This window comes from Nocardioides sp. GCM10030259, assembly GCF_042666375.1.
GTDB lineage: Bacteria > Actinomycetota > Actinomycetes > Propionibacteriales > Nocardioidaceae > Nocardioides.
Genome location: NZ_JBHTDF010000003.1, coordinates 265,805 through 282,270, shown reverse-complemented (window position 1 = coordinate 282,270; position 16,466 = coordinate 265,805). Strand labels below are relative to the sequence as shown.

The 16,466-nt window shown below is 72.3% G+C and carries 18 protein-coding genes; 6 read left to right on the top strand and 12 right to left on the bottom strand.

The features are described 5' to 3' along the window. Positions 1-12: 12 nt before the first annotated feature. Together ACFQQI_RS04050 and ACFQQI_RS04045 are read left to right on the top strand one after the other, a co-directional pair. Positions 13-885: an oxygenase MpaB family protein gene (locus ACFQQI_RS04050; protein ID WP_378558299.1), complete on the top strand. Its 873-nt coding sequence runs from the start codon at positions 13-15 to the stop codon at positions 883-885. A gap of 5 nt (positions 886-890) precedes the next feature. Further along, a complete protein-coding gene (locus tag ACFQQI_RS04045) occupies positions 891-2,144 on the top strand; it encodes a collagen binding domain-containing protein (protein WP_378558296.1) in 1,254 nt (417 codons plus the stop codon). On the opposite strand, the gene ACFQQI_RS04040 is transcribed toward ACFQQI_RS04045, so the two are convergent. Then, on the bottom strand, positions 2,141-2,515 hold the full coding sequence (locus ACFQQI_RS04040) for a nuclear transport factor 2 family protein (protein WP_378558293.1): 375 nt from the start codon (positions 2,513-2,515) through the stop codon (positions 2,141-2,143). The genes ACFQQI_RS04045 and ACFQQI_RS04040 overlap by 4 nt on opposite strands. Before the next feature lie 73 nt (positions 2,516-2,588). Between ACFQQI_RS04040 and ACFQQI_RS04035 the strand changes: the two genes are divergently transcribed. After that, the gene (locus ACFQQI_RS04035) at positions 2,589-3,197 is read left to right on the top strand and encodes a hypothetical protein (protein WP_378558289.1); all 609 of its coding nucleotides are present in this window, start codon (positions 2,589-2,591) and stop codon (positions 3,195-3,197) included. Positions 3,198-3,243: 46 nt separating this feature from the next. On the opposite strand, the gene ACFQQI_RS04030 is transcribed toward ACFQQI_RS04035, so the two are convergent. Continuing rightward, positions 3,244-3,507 (bottom strand): DUF4031 domain-containing protein, encoded by a 264-nt coding sequence (locus tag ACFQQI_RS04030; protein ID WP_378558286.1) that lies wholly within the window; start codon positions 3,505-3,507, stop codon positions 3,244-3,246. A 4-nt stretch (positions 3,508-3,511) separates the two neighbouring features. Next, positions 3,512-4,222, bottom strand: coding sequence for a copper homeostasis protein CutC (locus tag ACFQQI_RS04025; RefSeq protein WP_378558283.1), 711 nt, complete (start codon positions 4,220-4,222; stop codon positions 3,512-3,514). 89 nt (positions 4,223-4,311) lie between these two features. On the opposite strand from ACFQQI_RS04025, the gene ACFQQI_RS04020 reads away from it, so the two are divergent. Beyond that, entirely contained in the window at positions 4,312-4,662 is a 351-nt protein-coding gene (locus ACFQQI_RS04020) for a hypothetical protein (protein ID WP_378558280.1), read from the top strand. 110 nt (positions 4,663-4,772) lie between these two features. Here the strand turns inward: ACFQQI_RS04020 and ACFQQI_RS04015 are convergent, their stop codons facing one another. The 3 genes from ACFQQI_RS04015 to ACFQQI_RS04005 all read right to left on the bottom strand — a co-directional run bounded on the left by ACFQQI_RS04015 (position 4,773) and on the right by ACFQQI_RS04005 (position 8,907). After that, the gene (locus tag ACFQQI_RS04015) at positions 4,773-5,492 is read right to left on the bottom strand and encodes a GntR family transcriptional regulator (RefSeq protein WP_378558277.1); all 720 of its coding nucleotides are present in this window, start codon (positions 5,490-5,492) and stop codon (positions 4,773-4,775) included. Positions 5,493-5,578: 86 nt separating this feature from the next. After that, positions 5,579-8,137, bottom strand: a complete 2,559-nt coding sequence (locus tag ACFQQI_RS04010; RefSeq protein WP_378558274.1) for an ABC transporter permease — start codon at positions 8,135-8,137, stop codon at positions 5,579-5,581. After that, entirely contained in the window at positions 8,134-8,907 is a 774-nt protein-coding gene (locus ACFQQI_RS04005) for an ABC transporter ATP-binding protein (RefSeq protein WP_378558271.1), read from the bottom strand. Before ACFQQI_RS04005 ends, ACFQQI_RS04010 begins: the two co-directional genes overlap by 4 nt. A gap of 104 nt (positions 8,908-9,011) precedes the next feature. On the opposite strand from ACFQQI_RS04005, the gene ACFQQI_RS04000 reads away from it, so the two are divergent. After that, positions 9,012-9,626 carry an alpha-ketoglutarate-dependent dioxygenase AlkB gene (locus tag ACFQQI_RS04000; protein ID WP_378558268.1) on the top strand — a complete coding sequence of 205 codons (615 nt, stop codon included), beginning with the start codon at positions 9,012-9,014 and terminating at the stop codon, positions 9,624-9,626. Between the two features lie 56 nt (positions 9,627-9,682). Beyond that, positions 9,683-11,023, top strand: coding sequence for an MFS transporter (locus ACFQQI_RS03995; protein WP_378558265.1), 1,341 nt, complete (start codon positions 9,683-9,685; stop codon positions 11,021-11,023). A 3-nt stretch (positions 11,024-11,026) separates the two neighbouring features. Here ACFQQI_RS03995 and ACFQQI_RS03990 read toward each other — a convergent pair whose 3' ends face one another. The 6 genes from ACFQQI_RS03990 to ACFQQI_RS03965 all read right to left on the bottom strand — a co-directional run bounded on the left by ACFQQI_RS03990 (position 11,027) and on the right by ACFQQI_RS03965 (position 16,465). Further along, entirely contained in the window at positions 11,027-11,740 is a 714-nt protein-coding gene (locus ACFQQI_RS03990) for an SRPBCC family protein (protein ID WP_378558262.1), read from the bottom strand. A 7-nt stretch (positions 11,741-11,747) separates the two neighbouring features. Continuing rightward, complete coding sequence (locus ACFQQI_RS03985; protein WP_378558259.1) at positions 11,748-12,602, bottom strand: FAD binding domain-containing protein; 855 nt, start codon at positions 12,600-12,602, stop codon at positions 11,748-11,750. Continuing rightward, positions 12,599-15,049, bottom strand: a complete 2,451-nt coding sequence (locus tag ACFQQI_RS03980; RefSeq protein WP_378558256.1) for a xanthine dehydrogenase family protein molybdopterin-binding subunit — start codon at positions 15,047-15,049, stop codon at positions 12,599-12,601. The genes ACFQQI_RS03985 and ACFQQI_RS03980 overlap by 4 nt, the downstream gene beginning before the upstream one ends. After that, positions 15,046-15,516, bottom strand: a complete 471-nt coding sequence (locus tag ACFQQI_RS03975; protein WP_378558253.1) for a (2Fe-2S)-binding protein — start codon at positions 15,514-15,516, stop codon at positions 15,046-15,048. Before ACFQQI_RS03975 ends, ACFQQI_RS03980 begins: the two co-directional genes overlap by 4 nt. 80 nt (positions 15,517-15,596) lie before the next feature. Further along, positions 15,597-16,157 (bottom strand): SRPBCC domain-containing protein, encoded by a 561-nt coding sequence (locus ACFQQI_RS03970; protein ID WP_378558250.1) that lies wholly within the window; start codon positions 16,155-16,157, stop codon positions 15,597-15,599. Further along, on the bottom strand, positions 16,154-16,465 hold the full coding sequence (locus tag ACFQQI_RS03965; RefSeq protein WP_378558247.1) for an ArsR/SmtB family transcription factor: 312 nt from the start codon (positions 16,463-16,465) through the stop codon (positions 16,154-16,156). Before ACFQQI_RS03965 ends, ACFQQI_RS03970 begins: the two co-directional genes overlap by 4 nt. Position 16,466: the final 1 nt, after the last annotated feature.

Below are 16,466 nucleotides of genomic sequence, written 5' to 3'. Positions count from 1 at the left end.
TAGGGTCGATGTATGGCAAGCGTTGTGCCGCTGGTCCGAGACCGGATCGGTCAGGAGCTCTTCCTGCGGGTCGCCGGGCCCGACGGCAGCAAGCACGCGGAGCGCATCCACGGCCGCCCGGGCCCGCGCTGGTTCGAGGCCGGCAGCCCGATCACCCGCGTGCACGGCGACGCGTCGATGTTCGTCGGCGGGCTGCGCGCCCTGGTCTTCCAGACCCTGCACCCCGCCGCGATGCGAGGCGTCGCCGAGCACTCCGACTACCGCGCGGACGCCTGGGGACGGCTGGCGCGCACCAGCAGGTTCATCGCCGTCACGACGTTCGGCACGGCCGACGACGCGGAGCAGGCGGTCGCGGCGGTACGCCGCATCCACGAGCGGATCACCGGCACGATGCCCGACGGCACGCCGTACGCCGCCTCCGACCCGCACCTGCTCGGCTGGGTCCACGTGGCGGAGGTCGACAGCTTACTGCGGGCGCACACGGTCTACGGCCGCGAACCGCTGACCCCCGCCGAGCGGGACGAGTACGTCGCGCAGACGGCCGAGGTCGCCGCGCGCCTCGGGGTCGTCGACCCGCCGACCACGGTCGCGGGCCTGGCCGAGACGATCGCGGCGTACCGGCCCGAGCTGCGCGGCACCCCCGAGGCCCGGGCCACCGTCGCCTACCTGCTGCTGCGACCGCCGCTGCCGGTGGTCGCGCGGCCGCCGTACGGCGCGATCGCGGCGGCCGCCGTCGGCCTGATGCCGCGCTGGACGCGGCGGCCGCTGCGCCTGCCGTGGCTGCCGGTCTCCGAGCGCACGGTCGTGCGGGCCCTGGGCGGCGCCGCGACCGGGACGATCCGGTGGGCCATGACTCCGCGGGAGCGGACCGCGCGCCTACGATGAGCGCCATGCTCCCCCACGTTCGACGCCGTGTCGCCGCGCTCGCGGTGGTCGCCCTGATCGCGTCGGCGATCGCGCTGGTCGCCCCCGTCGGCGCCGTCGCCGCGGGGTCCGACACCCGGCCGGTGGCGGGGTTCATCAGCTTCCCGGGCAACGGGAAGGCCAAGGCCCCGAAGGTGCGCGTCCTGTGGTTCACCCGCGACTGGCAGTACCTCGGCCAGAAGAAGGCGAACGGCGGGTCCTACGCGCTCAACCTCGTGCCGGGCACCTACTGGCTGCAGTTCGTCGACCAGACCGCGTCGTACCGCACCGACAAGTACGCGCCGACCGACGTCAAGGTCACGGTGCGCGCCGACCGGCCGACCGTGCGCGACGTGCGGATGAAGCGCGGCGCCTTCGTCACCGGCAAGGTCACGACCCCGACCGGGCCCGGCCGGAAGGCGCGGGTCGCCGTGGCCCGGACCCTGCCCAGCGGCCAGGACCAGTCGTTCGACACGACCGCCAACCGTCGGGGCGAGTTCGCGATCGGCGGGCTCCCGGAGGGCAAGTGGTCGGTGTTCGCCTGGGACCGCGCGAAGCGCTGGACCGGCAAGAGCGTCTGGGCCGGGAAGGTCCGGACCGGCCGGGGCACCGACGTCCGGGTCCCGCTGCGGGAGCGCGCCGGATCGCTGCGGGTGCTGCTCTACACGCCCGACGGGTCGGCGCTCGCCGGCCGGACGACGGTCACCGTCACCAGCCTGAAGACCGGTCAGTGGTGGACCGCCACCGCGCGCGGCGGCACGGCGGTGTTCCCCGGCGTCCACCCCGGCAGGTACCGGCTCAAGTTCGACGGCGCCGGCAACTGGCTGGCCGACGAGGGGCGGATCCGGAAGGCACAGGTGCGGCCGGGTCGTCCGTCGATCGGCACGTTCGAGGTGCGCAAGCGCGGCGGCTGGATCACCGGCCAGGCGGTCGACGCGGGCGCGCCGGCGTACCCCCTCGGGCAGGCGCAGGTGCAGCTCTACGACGTGTACGGGACGAAGATCGACGAGACCACGTCGTCGGACTCCGGCTGGTTCACCCTCGACGGCCAGCTCGCCACGCAGCGCAACATGACGGTCGTGATCAACCCCCGCCCCGACCGCGGTGGCTACGTGCAGACGGTGTCGTACTGCCGCTTCGACTCGAAGTCGGTCACGGGCGTCTCGGTGGCGCAGGGCAAGGAGACCAGGCTGGGCGCGGTCGGGGTGGCCCGCACGCCCGGGCAGTCGCCTCCCTGCTAGCCGATCACCATGTCGGCGTCGCCCCAGTAGGCGCGCATGCCGGTGATCGCGCCGTCGTCGTCGAACGTCATCACGTCAATCGGCGAGAGCGTGTACGTCGCGCCGCCCGCCCGCGTGACGACCTCGAAGTGGAACACGGCCTCGCCGCCGGCGATGCGCAGCGCCTGCAGGGTCGTCTCCTGCTCGAGCCCGTCGAGGGTCGCGTAGAACTCCTTGATCTGGGCATGGCCGGTGCGCACGTCGGTGCCGACCGGGTCCTCGACGGTCGCGTCCTCGGCGTAGAGGGCGACGATCTCGTCCGACGTACCCGACCCGACGAGGCGCACGTACGCCTCGACGACCTCGCGGATGCGGTCCACGCTCGCGGCCACGGCACCTCCTGCGGGAATTGGAACACGTTCTTGGCGGCTCCACCGTAGCGGTCCGGGCCCCGCGGGGTCTTGAATGCACGGCGTGGATCTCCTGAACGCCTGGCCGCTGCCCGGCGCCCGGCCCCTGGGTGCCCAGCTCGTCGCGTCGTACGCACACCCGGACCGGCGCTACCACGACGGCCGCCACCTCCGGGAGGTGCTCGAGCGGATCCACGAGCTGTCGGTGCACGGCGTGGAATTCGACCGGATGGCGGTGCTGCTGGCGGCGTGGTTCCACGACAGCGTGTACGACGGCCGGCCGGACGCCGAGAGGCGGTCGGCCGCCTGGGCAGCCGAGGCGCTCCCGACGCTGGTCGACCAGGCCGTCGTCGACGAGGTCGTCCGGCTGGTGCTGGTGACCGAGCACCACCGCCCCGCGGACGACGACCGCAACGGGTGCGCGCTCTCTGACGCCGACCTCGCGATCCTCGCGGCGTCCCCGGAGCGGTACGCCGAGTACGCCGAGTCGGTGCGCGAGGAGTACGCCGACGTGCCCGACGCCGACTTCGCCGGAGGCCGGTCCGCGATCCTCCGCGACCTCCTCGCCAAGCCGCACCTCTTCCAGACCCCCTACGCCAGGCACGCCTGGGAGGCCGATGCCCGGGCCAACGTGGAGCGTGAGCTGAAGACCCTGGTCGGGTAGTCCCTGACGGTCTGGGGGTCTTGCGGGCCTCGGAACCCCGAGGACGTCAGGGAGTATCGCGCTTGCGCCGCCGCAGGCCGGCAGCGGTCAGCCGGGCGACGAGCTCACGGGAGGTGACCGGGGCGGCACCGGCGGCGACGACGTCGTCGTACCACTCGGACGGCACGTCGTAGTGGTCGCGGTCGAAGCCGCGCGGGGGGATGCCGACGGTGGCGGCGAAGGCGTGCAGCTCGTCGTAGGAGGTGTCGCTGGCCAGGTGCGACCACAGCCGGCCGTGCCCGGCCGCGTTGGGCGGGTCGATCAGGATCATCGGGTCATCCGGCGCTGCGGCCGATGCGCTCGACGGCGGCGTCGAGGAGCAGCCGCCAGGAGCGGACGTGGCCGGCGTCGACGTACGCCTTCCACGAGCCGCCGGGCCGGGCCTGGGTGTCGAGGTGGAACTGCCGGACGCCGGCGCGGACGAACCACGGCACCTGCTCGGCGACCAGCCCGCCGCCCGGCACGAGCGTGCGGGCGACCGACGGGTCGGCGGAGGCCAGCGCAACCAGCTCGTCGAACCCGGCGCCGAGCCCCCGCGGCGACCCGGCCGAGCGGACGCCGACCAGGCCGGCCGGCCCGGCCAGCCGCCGCCACGACCGGCGCAGGTCGAGGGTGTCGTCGACGGCCCGGCCGAAGGTCCATGGCGCGTCGGGGAGCTGAGCCACGAGGTAGTCGCAGACCTCGGTGTCGACCTCGAGGTCTGCGTCGAGGAACCCGAACGAGAAGCCGGCGGCGCCGGAGCCGAGGTAGTCCTCGCCCAGGCCGACCAGGCGCGCGAGCTCGCCGCCCGTGGTGCTCCACGTGTCGTTGAGCCGCAGCACGACGTGGACGGGCAGATCGGTCTCGCGACAGACCCCCGAGACCAGGGCAGGCTCGGGCGACCACCCGTCGGCGGTCGCGAGCAGCAGGCGGTCGGCCCCGCCCTCCTCCGCGCCGGGTACGTCGCGCGGGTCGAGGACGGCGACCTCGAGAAGCGCCGGTCCCATGCTCCGATCGTAGGAGGACGGGTGGTGCGAGCGCGGGAGCCGCGCTGCGCTCGCCCTTCCGGCTTTCGACGCAGGGGCATGATGGGGGAATGGACAACGCCCTGCTGTTCGACGCGCGGGCCCGGGTCCTCTCCGACCTCGAGGCGCGCAACCACGCGACACCGGCCGCCGTCTCGGCTCTCGAGGACGCCGTCGCGCAGCGGAAGTGGTGGGCGGAGCAGTGGCCGGAGGGCGCGCAGTACGTCGCCGGCCTGGTCGCGCAGGACGTGCAGGACGCCCTCTTCGAGACCGTCGGTCGCTGGCCGTTGTGCCGTGACTGCGGCGACGACGCGCCCGTGCACGCGCTCTACATCCAGCCGGACCTGGGCGGCCCGGACCCGGTGTGGGTCTGCGAGGAGAGCGGCGACGTCGTCGCGCCGCTCGGCGACCTCGGGCGTTAGAGCGCTGGGTCCCGTCGGTCGCCCTGGTCTCGGCACGCCGGTCCCGACCTCGCAAGCTCGGTCGAGCGGCTCGCTCGACCGCCATCAGCGGATCCGCTGACGCGTCTCCGCTAGTCCTCTGCGCCGACCTGCAGCCAGATCGTGTAGCGGTCGGCGCGGTAGACGGTGCGCGACACCTCGACGACCTTCTCGCCCGCGAGCCCCCGACGCGAGTGCCGCAGCACCGGGGCGCCGGCGGCGACCTCGAGGTGCTGCGCCTCCTCCTCCGACGCCACGTCGGCGTTGATGGAGTCCTCGGCCCAGGTGGGGCGCAGCGCGCGCGCCTCCAGCGCGTCGTACAGGCTGGTCGGCATCCCGCTCTGCAGGAAGCCGGGGATCAGCACCTCGTTGAGGTAGGCGTCCTCGATGCACATCGGCTGGCCGTCGGCGCGACGCAGCCGGCGCCAGTGGATCACCGCGTCGCCCTCGGTGAGGTTGAGGGCGCGGGCGACACCGGGCCCGGCCTGCTCGCGGCGGGCCAGCAGCGTCTGCGACTCCGCGAGGAGGCCACGACGGCCCATCTCCTCGCTGAAGCTCGTGAGCCGGCTCGGCGTACGCCGCGGGCGGGCCACGAAGGTGCCCCGTCCGGGGATGCGCTCCAGGAGTCCCTCGACCACGAGGGCGTCCATCGCCTGCCGCACCGTCATGCGGGCGACCCCGAACCGGTGCACCAGCTCGCGCTCCGAGGGTGCTGGCGAACCGGGCGCCGCTCCCGTGACGAGAGAGCGCACGTACTCACGCACCTGGACGTGCTTGAGCGCGCGTCCCTCGGTCACCAGCAACTCGTCCACGTCCCGAACTCTAGGCATTCAACGCCCTCCGCGTCCCCGGATCGGGCGGAACGAGGTATGGCGGTCGTTACGGGCGAGCGCCGTCGCTATTCGGTCGCGATCGCGCGCAGCACGTCGAGCCGGGCCGCCCGGCGGGCCGGGAAGACCGCCGCGAGCACCCCGATGACCACCGAGAGCACGAGGAACACGGCGAGCTGGACGAACGGCACGCTGATCACCTCGAGGCCCTCGTCGCGTACGGCGTACATGAGCGCGATGCCGAACCCGATGCCCAGGATGACGCCGAGCAGCGCGCCCAGGACGGCGATCACCACGGACTCCAGCGTGATCATCCGGCGCAGCTGCCGACGATTGAGCCCGATCGCGCGCAGGAGGCCGACCTCGCGGGTCCGCTCGATCACGGAGAGGGCGAGGGTGTTGACGATGCCGAGCACCGCGATGATCAGCGCGAGCCCGAGCAGCGCGAAGATCATCAGCACGAACTGGTCGATCGGCTCCCGCTGCTCTTGCGAGAACTCCGCCTGGTTCTTGACCGTGACGATCGGCAGGTCGGCGACCACCTCGTCGAGGCGCTCCTGCACGCCGGGCGAGTCGTCGGTGAACACGATCAGGACGTTGTCGCTGGCGGGGAACCCGCCCTCGGCGAAGTCGTCGAGCGTCATCAGCACGGGTGCGGGGACGACCGGGTTGTCGTCGAACGTCCCGGCCACGACGTACGTCCGCTTGCCGGCGGGCATCTCGAGCTCGAGGTCGGCGCCGACGCCGATGTCGTTGTCCTCGGCCCAGGACTGCTGCAGCATCACCGAGCCCGTGGCCAGCGGGTCGCCCTCCGTGATGTCGAGCTCGAGGCGCTCGACGTCGGCGGGGTCGACGGCCGCGACCATCTGCCGGTCGCCGTCCCGTTCGGCGGCGGCGAACCGCTCGCGCACCAGGCGGTCGACGCCGTCGACGTCTGTCATCCGGTCCCCGATCGCCGGCGTGAAGCCGGTGCCGATGACGTTGCTGACCACGTAGTCGCCGACGAAGTTGTCCTCGACCGACTTGTCGACGCTGGCCTTCGCCGAGTCGCCGACGATCGCCATCGTGCACGCGAGCGCCAGGCCGATCATCAGGGCCGACGCGGTGGCGGCGGTACGCCGGGGGTTGCGCAGCGAGTTCTGGCCCGCGAGGTTGCCGACGGTGCCGAAGACCCGGGCGAACACCGCGCGGGCGATCGCGAGGAACGGCCGCGAGATCACCGGGCTGGCCGCGGCGACGCCGAGCAGGATGGCCAGGATCCCGCCTCCGGTCTGCCAGCCGCCGTAGGGCAGGTCGCTGAACAGCCCGAACCACAGCACGAGGAGGCCGACCGCGACGAGCGCGGCGCCGACCCACATCCGGCGGTGCAGCGTGGACTCCGGCAGCGCCACGTCGTCGCGCAGCGCCTGGACCGGGGCGATCCGGCCGGTGCGCCGGGCCGGCAGCCAGGCCGCGGTCATCGTGACGATCACGCCCACGGCGTACGACGCGATGAACGTGCGCGGCCGGAAGATCAGTGACTGGCCGGACAGGTCGAGGCCGAAGTTGGCGAACAGCGCGCGGATCCCCATCGCCAGCAGGACACCGAGCCCGAGTCCGACGGTCGCGCCGACGAGGCCGAGGACGAACGCCTCGAGCTGCACCGACCACGTCACCTGCCGTCTCGATGCACCGAGGGCGCGCAGCAGCGCGAGCTCGCGGCTGCGCTGGGCGACCAGGATCGAGAAGGTGTTGACGATGAGGAACGCGCCGACGACCAGCGAGATCCCGGCGAAGATCAACAGGAAGGTCGTGAGGAACGAGATGGCCTCCAGCAGCTCGGAGGCGGACTCGTCGGCGGCGTCGTCACCGGTGACCGCCTCGAGCCCGTCGGGCAGCACGTCCGCGACCCGGTCGCGCAGCTCCTCCTGGGAGACGCCGTCCTCGGCGGTGACCCAGACGTCGGTGTAGGCGTCCGCGCCGCCGAGGAAGAGCTCCTGTGCCGTGGGGGTGTCGAAGGCGGCGTACGTCGCGCCGTTGAGCGAGCCGCCGCTCGGGAACCCGGCGATGCCGACGAGGGTGGGCTGGAGGCGGAGCGAGGCGAGGTCGGCGCCGGGTTCCTGCTCGATCGCCGTCGACGGGATGATCGTGATCTTCTCGCCGAGGTGGTAGTCCGCGCGCTCGGCGGTGCGCACGTCGAGGACGACCTCGTCGCGCACCTGCGGCTCGCGGCCCTGGACGATGGCGAGGCCCTGGAGGTCGTGCCCGGCCGGGGCGTCGGACCAGTTGCCGCCGATCGCCGGCGGGCCGAAGCCGCTGACGACCTTGCCCTCCTTGCTGACCACGAACACGCCGAACGCGTTGACGTTGCCGTCGACCCGCGCTGCGCCGTCCACGGCCCGCATCTCCTCGAGACGGCTCGCCGGGATGGTCACGGTCGAGGGCGCGCCGTCGACCGTCGTACCACCCTCGGGCCGGACCACGACGTCGCCGACCGTCGACGCGAAGAGCGCGGTGAAGCTGCGGTTGAGCGTGTCGCTGAAGATCAGGGTGCCGGCCACGAACGCGACGCCGAGCACGATCGCGAAGGTGCTCATCAGCAGGCGCAGCTTGCGCCCGAGCAGGCTCTTCAGAGCAGCCTTGATCATGTGGTCGGGATCTGCTCGGGGACCTGCTCGGCCATCCGGTTCATCACGTCGAGCACCTGCTCGCGGGTCGGGTCGCGCAGCTCGTCGACGACGCGACCGTCGGCGAGGAAGACGACGCGGTCGGTGTACGCCGCGGCCACGGGGTCGTGCGTGACCATGACGATGGTCTGGCCGTAGTCGTCGACGCTGCGGCGCAGCAGCTCCAGCACCTCCGCGCCCGAGCGGGAGTCCAGGTTGCCGGTGGGCTCGTCGGCGAAGACGATCCGCGGCCGGCTCGCGAGCGCGCGGGCGACCGCGACCCGCTGCTGCTGGCCGCCCGAGAGCTCGTTGGGCTTGTGGCTCAGCCGGTCGCCGAGCCCGACGGTCGCGATGACGTTGTCGTACCAATCCGTGTCGGGCTTGCGCCCCGCGATCGCCATCGGGAGCTTGATGTTCTCCTCGGCGGTCAGGGTCGGCACCAGGTTGTACGACTGGAAGACGAATCCGATCTCGTCGCGCCGCAGGCGGGTCAGCGCCTTGTCCTTGAGCCGGGTGATGTCCTGGTCGCCGATCAGCACCTCCCCGGAGTCGGCGGTGTCGAGCGCCGCACAGCAGTGCATGAGCGTCGACTTGCCCGAGCCGCTGGGACCCATGACGGCGGTGAACTCGCCGGCCGCGATGTCGAGCGAGACGTCGTCGAGCGCGCGGACCAGGGCCTGGCCGGTGCCGTAGGTCTTGGTGAGGTTGCGGACCCGCGCGGCGGGCGGCGAGGTGGGAGGGGCCTCGGTCATGGGTCAAGCCTTCCGTGCCGGCACCCCGGGCGCCACCGGATTCACCCCGAGATCACCCCGATATGACATCGAACATCTGTTCGATGTCGGCGTATGCTCGGGGCATGGACTTCCAGGGCTCGCTGTTCGGGGCGCCGACGATCGAGGCGCCGACCTTCGACCGCGTCGAGCGGCGGACGCTGACCCGGGGCGCCTGGGTCGACGTCTGCCCGACCTGGCTGCCCGAGGCCGACGACGTGTTCCTCACGCTGGTGCGTGAGGTGCCCTGGCGGGCCGAGCGCCGGCAGATGTACGACCGCGAGGTCGACGTACCTCGCCTCCTGCACACGTACGGCGCGGGCGAGCCGCTCCCCCACCCGGCCCTGGCCCGGGCCCGGGGCGCGCTGTCGGCGCACTATCGGCCGGAGCTCGGGGAGCCGTTCGTGACCGCCGGCTGCTGCTACTACCGCGACGGGCGCGACAGCGTCGCGTGGCACGGCGACACCATCGGCCGCGGCAAGACGCAGGACACCATGGTCGCCATCGTCTCGCTCGGCGACCCGCGCCGGCTGGCGCTCCGGCCACGGGTCGGCGGCTCGTCGATCTCCATCGAGATGGGCCACGGCGACCTGCTCGTGATGGGCGGCTCCTGCCAGCGCACCTGGGAGCACGCCGTACCCAAGGTCGCCCACGCGGGGCCGCGGATCTCGGTGCAGTTCCGGCCGCTCAACGTCTTCTGAGATCGACGCCGATAACGATTCGCCCACTGTCGGCTCGCGCTGCGAGACTTCCGCCGATGTCCAGCGCGAACGACCCCAGCCGGCTGACCCTCCGCTCCTTCTGGCACGACCTGCCGCGCGAGGGCAAGCTGCTGCTCTCGGTGGTGGTGTTCGAGTTCATCGGCACCGGCCTGGTGCTGCCGTTCAACATCGTCTACCTCCACGAGGTGCGCGGATTCGCCCTCAGCGACGCCGGCCTGCTGCTCGCCGTACCGCCGCTCGTCGGCTTCCTGGTCGTGGGCCCGGGCGGCGCCGCGATCGACCGCTGGGGCGCCCGGCGCATCCTGATCGGCGCGCTGGCGCTGCAGGTCGTCGGCAACACGATGCTGGCGTTCGCGGCCACGCCGGCGGTCGCGGGGGTGTCGCTCCTGCTCACGGGGCTCGCGTTCGGCGTCGCGTGGCCGGGGTTCCAGGCGTTCATCGCCACGGTGATCCCGTCCGAGCTGCGGCAGCGCTACTTCGGCGTGAACTTCACCCTGCTCAACCTCGGCATCGGCATCGGCGGCCTGGTCGCCGGCACGTTCGTGCGCGTCGACGACCTGTCGACCTTCCAGGCGATCTACCTCGGCGATGCCGCGAGCTACCTGCCCGCGCTCTTCCTGATGCTGGTGCCGCTGCGCCACGTCACCGGCGGGGCCGTCCACCACGACGAGACGACCGTGAAGGTCGGGTACGTCGAGGTGCTGCGCCGCCCCGCGGTCGCCTCGCTCATGGTGCTCAGCTTCGTGTCGTCGTACGTCGGCTACGCCCAGCTCAACGCCGGGATGCCGGCCTTCGCGCGCTCGGTGGGCGAGGTCTCGACGCAGGGCCTCGGCTACGCGTTCGCCGCCAACACGCTGGTGATCGTGCTGCTCCAGCTGGTCGTGCTGCAGCGCATCGAGGGCCACCGCCGCACCCGGATCATCGCGCTGATGGCCGCCGTCTGGGCGCTGTCGTGGCTGCTGCTCGGCGCGACCGGGCTGGTGTCCGGCACCTGGGGCGCGACGATGCTCGTCGCCGCCTGCGCCTCGGTCTTCGCGTTCGGCGAGACGCTGCTCCAGCCCACGGTGCCGGCGCTGGTGAACGACCTCGCGCCCGACCACCTGCGCGGTCGCTACAACGCCGCCAACTCCGCGGCCTTCCAGGCCGCCCAGATCATCGCGCCGCCGATCGCCGGCTTCCTGATCGGCCACCACCTCGGCAGCGTCTACATCGGCACGCTCGTCATCGGCTGCGTGCTGCTCGGCGCCCTGGCCGTCGTACGCCTCGAGCCACAGCTGCCGACCGGGGTCAACGGCGTCCGCGAGGCCGAGCTCGTGGCCGACGCGGACGTCGTACCGGAGCCCACGCCGAAGACCCGCGCCAGCGCCCTCGAGTGATCCCTACCGGGTCGCCCACCAGACGATGACCCCGACCACCACGGCCGCCGCCACCGCCGGCTTCCAGTAGGTCTTCGCCAGCACCGGCAGCACCGCCGACCCCAGGTTCAGGGCGTCGTCGCGGTCGCTCGGCTCGGGGGCTTCGCGGGATGCTCCCTGACGTTGTGGGGGTTCCGTCGGCGTGTCGACCCCCGAATCGTCAGGGACTACAGCGGTGGCGGCCTCCGGCGCCGCCTCGGCCGGCGGCTCCGGGGAGGTCCCCGCGGGCTCGGCGGCGAGGCGTTGCTCGAGGCACTGCACGAACTGCCCGAGCAGCTTGTCCGAGACGTCCTGCATCACGCCGCGGCCGAACTGGGCGGGCTTGCCGGTGATCGCGAGGTCCGTGACGACCACGACGTCGGTCGAGGTGCCGTCGGCCGCCGGGGCCATGGTCAGGGTGACCTTGGCCCCGGCGGTGCCGTTGCCGCGCTTGTCCCGTCCCTTGGCGTCGACGACGAAGCGGTGCGCCGCGTCGTCCTTCTCCACGAAGGTGCCGGAGCCGTTGTAGAGCAGCGCGATCGGTCCGAGCTTGACCTTCACCGACCCCGAGAAGCTGTCCTCCTCGACGGACGTGACCGTCGCTCCCGGGAAGCACTCCGCCACCGACGCGATGTCGTTGAAGTGCGCCCAGGTGTCGTCGACCGACGTCGGGACGGTGAAGGTGTGGGTGAGGTCCATTCCTCGATCATGCCCCCGCTGCCGCGAGGACCGCGCGGCGGGTGAGGACCGTCGCGAGGTGCCGCCGATAGTCGGCGTCGCCGTTGAGGTCGCTCGGCGGGTTGGCGCCGTCGGCTGCGTGGGCGGCCGCCGCGCGTACGGCGTCCTCGGTCGCGGCCTGCCCGGCCAGGGCGGCCTCGACCGCGGTCGCACGGAGCGGGGTCGACCCCATGTTGGTGAGCCCGATCCGCGCCTCGGTGATCGTGCCACCGTCAACCCGCACCGTCGCGGCGACCGCCACGATCGGCCACTGGTGCGCGACGCGCACGAACTTCTCGTAGTGCGCGCCCCACCCGGTGTGCTTCGGCACCCGCACCTCGGTGAGGATCTCGTCGTCGCCGATGGCGGTCTCGAAGAGGTCGACGAAGAAGTCGTCGGCCGACACCGTCCTCGTGCCACCCGAGCCCTGGATGACGAACGACGCGTCGAGCGCCCGCGCGGGGGCGCCGAGGTCGCCCGCGGGGTCGGCGTGTGCAAGCGCGCCGCCGAAGGTCCCGCGGTGCCGCACCTGCGCGTCGGCGAGGTGCTCGACGGCCCTGGCGATCAGCAGCGCGTGCTCGTTGACGAGGGGGTCGGCCCCGACCACCGAGTGCGGCGTCATCGCGCCGATCACGATCGCGTCGCCGTCGTCGCGTACGCCGCGCAGCGAGTCGATCCGGCCGAGGTCGATGATCATCTCGGGTGCGTTGAGCCGCATCCGGAGCACCGGCAGCAGGCTCTGCCCGCCGGCGATGATCTTGGCGTCGTCGCCGTGCTGGGCGAGCGCGGCCAGCGCGTCCTCGACCGAGGTCGGCGCCACGTAGTCGAACGCTGCGGGAATCATGCCTGGCCGCCTTCCGCGTCGAAGTGGGGCATGGCATCCCCGGTGGTCGAGCCGCCCGAGCCCGGCCCGTTGATGGCCCGCCACACCCGCTCGGGCGTGCACGGCATCTGGATGTCGTTCACCCCGAGGTGGCGTACGGCGTCGACCACCGCGTTGACGACCGCCGGCGTCGAGGCGATGGTGCCGGCCTCGCCGACGCCCTTCACGCCGAGCGAGTGGTGCGTGCACGCCGAGACGGTGTGGTCGATGTCGAAGCTGATCGTGTCGGCCGCCGTCGGCAGCAGGTAGTCGACGAACGAGCCCGAGACGAGCGTCCCGCTCTCGTCGTACACCGCCTCCTCCCAGAGCGCCTGCGCGATGCCCTGCACCAGGCCGCCGTGCACCTGTCCGCTGACGATCAGTGGGTTGATGATGTTGCCGATGTCGTCGCAGGCGACGTACTTGCGCATCTTCAGCTGGCCGGTCTCGGTGTCGACCTCCATCGCGCACAGGTGGGTGCCGTGCGGGAACGAGAAGTTCACCGGGTCGAACGTCGCCTCCGAGTCGATCGACGGCTCGACGCCGTCGGGCAGGTTGTGGGCGGCGAACGCCGCCGTCGCGATCTCGGTGATCGCCATGCCCTGGTCGGTGCCACGCACCGAGAACCGACCGCCGGAGAACTCCAGGTCGTCGACCGACGCCTCGAGCAGGTGCGCCGCGATCGGCTTCGCCTTCTCGACGACCTTGTCGGCCGCGCGCACGATCGCCTCACCGCCGACGGCGAGCGACCGAGAGCCGTAGGTGTCCAGGCCCTTGGGTGCCACCTGGGTGTCTCCGTGCAGGATCTCGATGTCCTCGAACGGCACCCCGAGTCGGTCGGCGACGATCTGGCTGAAGGCCGTCTCGTGGCCCTGGCCGTGCGCCGAGGCGCCGGTGACCACCTCCACCTTGCCGGTCGGCAGCATCCGCACGCTCGCGTGCTCCCAGCCACCGGCGCCGTAGTCGAGCTGGCCGAGCACCCGGGACGGCGCGAGGCCGCACATCTCGGTGAACGTCGAGATGCCGATGCCGAGCTGGACCGGGTCGCCGCTGGCCCGGCGCGCCATCTGCTCGGACCGGAGCTCGTCGTACCCGAACATCTCCCGGGCCTTCGCGGTGGCGGCCTCGTAGTTGCCGGAGTCGTACTCGAGCCCGGCCACCGTGGTGAACGGGAACTCCTCGTGCTTGATCCAGTTCTTCTCCCGGATCGCGAGCGGGTCCACGCCGACCTCGGTGGCGAGCTCGTCCATCAACCGCTCGATGCCGAACGTCGCCTCCGGTCGGCCGGCGCCCCGGTAGGCGTCGGTCCAGGTCTTGTTGGTGAGCACCGTCTGGCAGGCGAAGTGGTACGCCGGGAACTTGTAGATCGCGTTGAACATGAACGCGCCGAGCACCGGTACGCCGCCGCCGACGATCGCGACGTACGAGCCGAGGTCGGCGAGCAGCTCGACCTTCAGGCCGGTGACGGTGCCGTCCTTCTCGGCCGAGAGCGTGAGCTTCTGCCACTGGTCACGGCCGTGGTGGCCGCTCATCAGCGACTCGGACCGGGTCTCGGTGTACTTGACGGGCTTGCCGAGACGACGCCCGACCGCCCACGCGATCCACTCCTCCGGCGTCACCTGGAGCTTGCCGCCGAAGCCGCCACCGACGTCGGGGGCGATCACGCGGATCTTCGACTCCGGCACGCCGGTCGTCGCGGCCAGTGCGAAGCGCAGGATGTGCGGGATCTGGGTGGCGGAGTACATGACGTACTGCTCGCCGGTCGGGTCGACAACGACCGAGCGCGGCTCCATGAACGCGGGGATCAGCCGCTGCTGGCGGTACTCCCTCTCGATGACGATGCCGTCGGTGCGCGCCTTGCTGATCGCGTCCTCGACGTTGCCGCCGGTGCCGGCCTCGCCGGAGTCGAAGACCCACAGCGCGGACTTGTTGGTGCCGAGGTCGGGGTGGGCGAGCACCTCGTCGGCGGCTGCCTTCTTCAGGTCGAGCGCAGCCGGCAGCTCGTCGTACTCGACGTCGACGAGCTCGGCGGCGTCGCGGGCCTCGGCGGCACTGCGCGCCACCACGACGGCGACGATCTCACCGGCGAAGGAGACCCGGTCGCTCGGCATCGGCGAGTGCACCGGCGCGACCTGGTCGGGCGTGATCGGCCAGGCGTTGATGCAGACGCCGAGCTCCTCGCCGAAGTCGGCTCCGCTGAGGACGGCGACCACGTTGGGCGCGGCCTTCGCGGCGCTGAGGTCGACGCTCGTGATCGTCGCGTGGGCGAACGGGCTGCGCACCATCGCGAGGTGCAGCATCCCGGGCAGGGTGATGTTGTCGGTCCAGCGGGTCCGGCCGGTGATCAGGCGCTGGTCCTCCTTGCGCCGGCGGTCGCGGCCGATCTCGCGGTCGACCTCGTCGGCGGGGCGCTCCTGGGTCGCAGTCATGACGTCACCCCCTGACCGCTCGCGTGCTGCACCGCGCGGACGATGTTGTGGTAGCCCGTGCAGCGGCACAGGTTGCCCTCGAGCCCGAGCCGGATCTCCTCCTCGGAGGGCTTCGGGTTCTCCTTCAGGAGGTCGACGCTCTGCATGATCATGCCGGGCGTGCAGAAGCCGCACTGGAGGCCGTGGCACTCGCGGAACGCCTCCTGCACCGGGTGCAGCTGGCCGTCCTGCGCCAGGCCCTCGATGGTGGTGACCTCGCCGCCGTCCGCCTGGACGGCGAGCACGTTGCACGACTTCACGCTGGTGCCGTTGAGGTGGACGGTGCACGCGCCGCAGTTGCTGGTGTCGCAGCCGATGACGGTGCCGGTCTTGCCGAGACGTTCGCGGAGGTACTGCACGAGCAGCATGCGGGGTTCGACGTCGTCGGTCACCGTGGCGCCGTCGACGGTCAGGCTGATCCGGGTCATGGACTCTCCTCGAGGACGTGACCTGCTGTGGTGCGGGTCACGCTAGGAGGGTCCGGTTGGCGAAAGGTAGGCCCGTCGGGTCAGCCGCCGTTCGCCACCAGCGCGGCGTACCGCTCCTCGAGGTCGCTGACCTCGGTCGCCGCCACCGGGGTGCGGGTGCTGCCGGTGTCGAGCAGCTCCCCGAGGGCGTCGAGGCAGGCGTGGTAGCCGGCCGCTGCGCCGGTGAGTGCGGGCGGCGACTGGTCACCGGGCCACGTGGTGAAGCGCAGCCGGGTGCCGTCACCATCGGGCTCGAGCTCGTAGCGCAGCCGGTCGGTGTCCCAGGTCAGCTCGAGCAGCCGGGGCGGCTGCCAGGTGAGGAGCTCGCCGGGGAGCGCCGGGTCGGCGAGGTCCACCCCCATCGACGCGATGGCGTCGCCGGCGGCCTCCACGGACTCGGGCCAGAACCGGATCGTGAGGCTCGCGCCCTCGCGGCGCTCGCCGAGGATGTCGGCGGGGAACCAGTGCCGCAGATGCTCGGACTCCGTCAGGGCCCGCCACACCTTCTCGGGCGGGTGCGCCAGCCGGCGCTCGTACCGGAGCCGCACCCCCTCGTCGTCGCGCACCACCGAGCCGAGCCGGTCGGTCAGGTCGTGGGTCATCGTCGGTCCTCCATCTCGTCGAGGTGTCGTTCGAGGGCGTCGAGGCGCTCCGCCCACAGGTGGCGGTACGGCGCGAGCCACGCCTCCAGCTCCGCGAGCCCGTCCGGCTCGAGCCGGTAGTGGCGACGCGGCCCGTCGACGCGCACCCGCACCAGCGCGGCCCGGTCCAGGGCCCGCAGGTGCTTCGACACGTTCGGCTGGGCCACGCCCAGGAGCTCGACCAGCTCTCCCACGGGGCGCTCGCCCTCGCGCAGCAGGTCCAGGATCCGGCGCCGGGTGGGGTCGGACACGACCTCGAACACATCCATG

Excerpts from the sequence above, each read along its gene's own strand:
- ACFQQI_RS04050 (WP_378558299.1), top strand. The coding sequence starts at position 13 with ATGGCAAGCGTTGTGCCGCTGGTCCGAGACCGGATCGGTCAGGAGCTC.
- ACFQQI_RS04045 (WP_378558296.1), top strand. The coding sequence starts at position 891 with ATGCTCCCCCACGTTCGACGCCGTGTCGCCGCGCTCGCGGTGGTCGCC.
- ACFQQI_RS04035 (WP_378558289.1), top strand. The coding sequence starts at position 2,589 with ATGCACGGCGTGGATCTCCTGAACGCCTGGCCGCTGCCCGGCGCCCGG.
- ACFQQI_RS04030 (WP_378558286.1), bottom strand. The coding sequence starts at position 3,507 with ATGATCCTGATCGACCCGCCCAACGCGGCCGGGCACGGCCGGCTGTGG.
- ACFQQI_RS04025 (WP_378558283.1), bottom strand. The coding sequence starts at position 4,222 with ATGGGACCGGCGCTTCTCGAGGTCGCCGTCCTCGACCCGCGCGACGTA.
- ACFQQI_RS04020 (WP_378558280.1), top strand. The coding sequence starts at position 4,312 with ATGGACAACGCCCTGCTGTTCGACGCGCGGGCCCGGGTCCTCTCCGAC.
- ACFQQI_RS04010 (WP_378558274.1), bottom strand. The coding sequence starts at position 8,137 with ATGATCAAGGCTGCTCTGAAGAGCCTGCTCGGGCGCAAGCTGCGCCTG.
- ACFQQI_RS04005 (WP_378558271.1), bottom strand. The coding sequence starts at position 8,907 with ATGACCGAGGCCCCTCCCACCTCGCCGCCCGCCGCGCGGGTCCGCAAC.
- ACFQQI_RS04000 (WP_378558268.1), top strand. The coding sequence starts at position 9,012 with ATGGACTTCCAGGGCTCGCTGTTCGGGGCGCCGACGATCGAGGCGCCG.
- ACFQQI_RS03995 (WP_378558265.1), top strand. The coding sequence starts at position 9,683 with ATGTCCAGCGCGAACGACCCCAGCCGGCTGACCCTCCGCTCCTTCTGG.
- ACFQQI_RS03990 (WP_378558262.1), bottom strand. The coding sequence starts at position 11,740 with ATGGACCTCACCCACACCTTCACCGTCCCGACGTCGGTCGACGACACC.
- ACFQQI_RS03985 (WP_378558259.1), bottom strand. The coding sequence starts at position 12,602 with ATGATTCCCGCAGCGTTCGACTACGTGGCGCCGACCTCGGTCGAGGAC.
- ACFQQI_RS03980 (WP_378558256.1), bottom strand. The coding sequence starts at position 15,049 with ATGACTGCGACCCAGGAGCGCCCCGCCGACGAGGTCGACCGCGAGATC.
- ACFQQI_RS03975 (WP_378558253.1), bottom strand. The coding sequence starts at position 15,516 with ATGACCCGGATCAGCCTGACCGTCGACGGCGCCACGGTGACCGACGAC.
- ACFQQI_RS03970 (WP_378558250.1), bottom strand. The coding sequence starts at position 16,157 with ATGACCCACGACCTGACCGACCGGCTCGGCTCGGTGGTGCGCGACGAC.
- ACFQQI_RS03965 (WP_378558247.1), bottom strand. The coding sequence starts at position 16,465 with ATGGATGTGTTCGAGGTCGTGTCCGACCCCACCCGGCGCCGGATCCTG.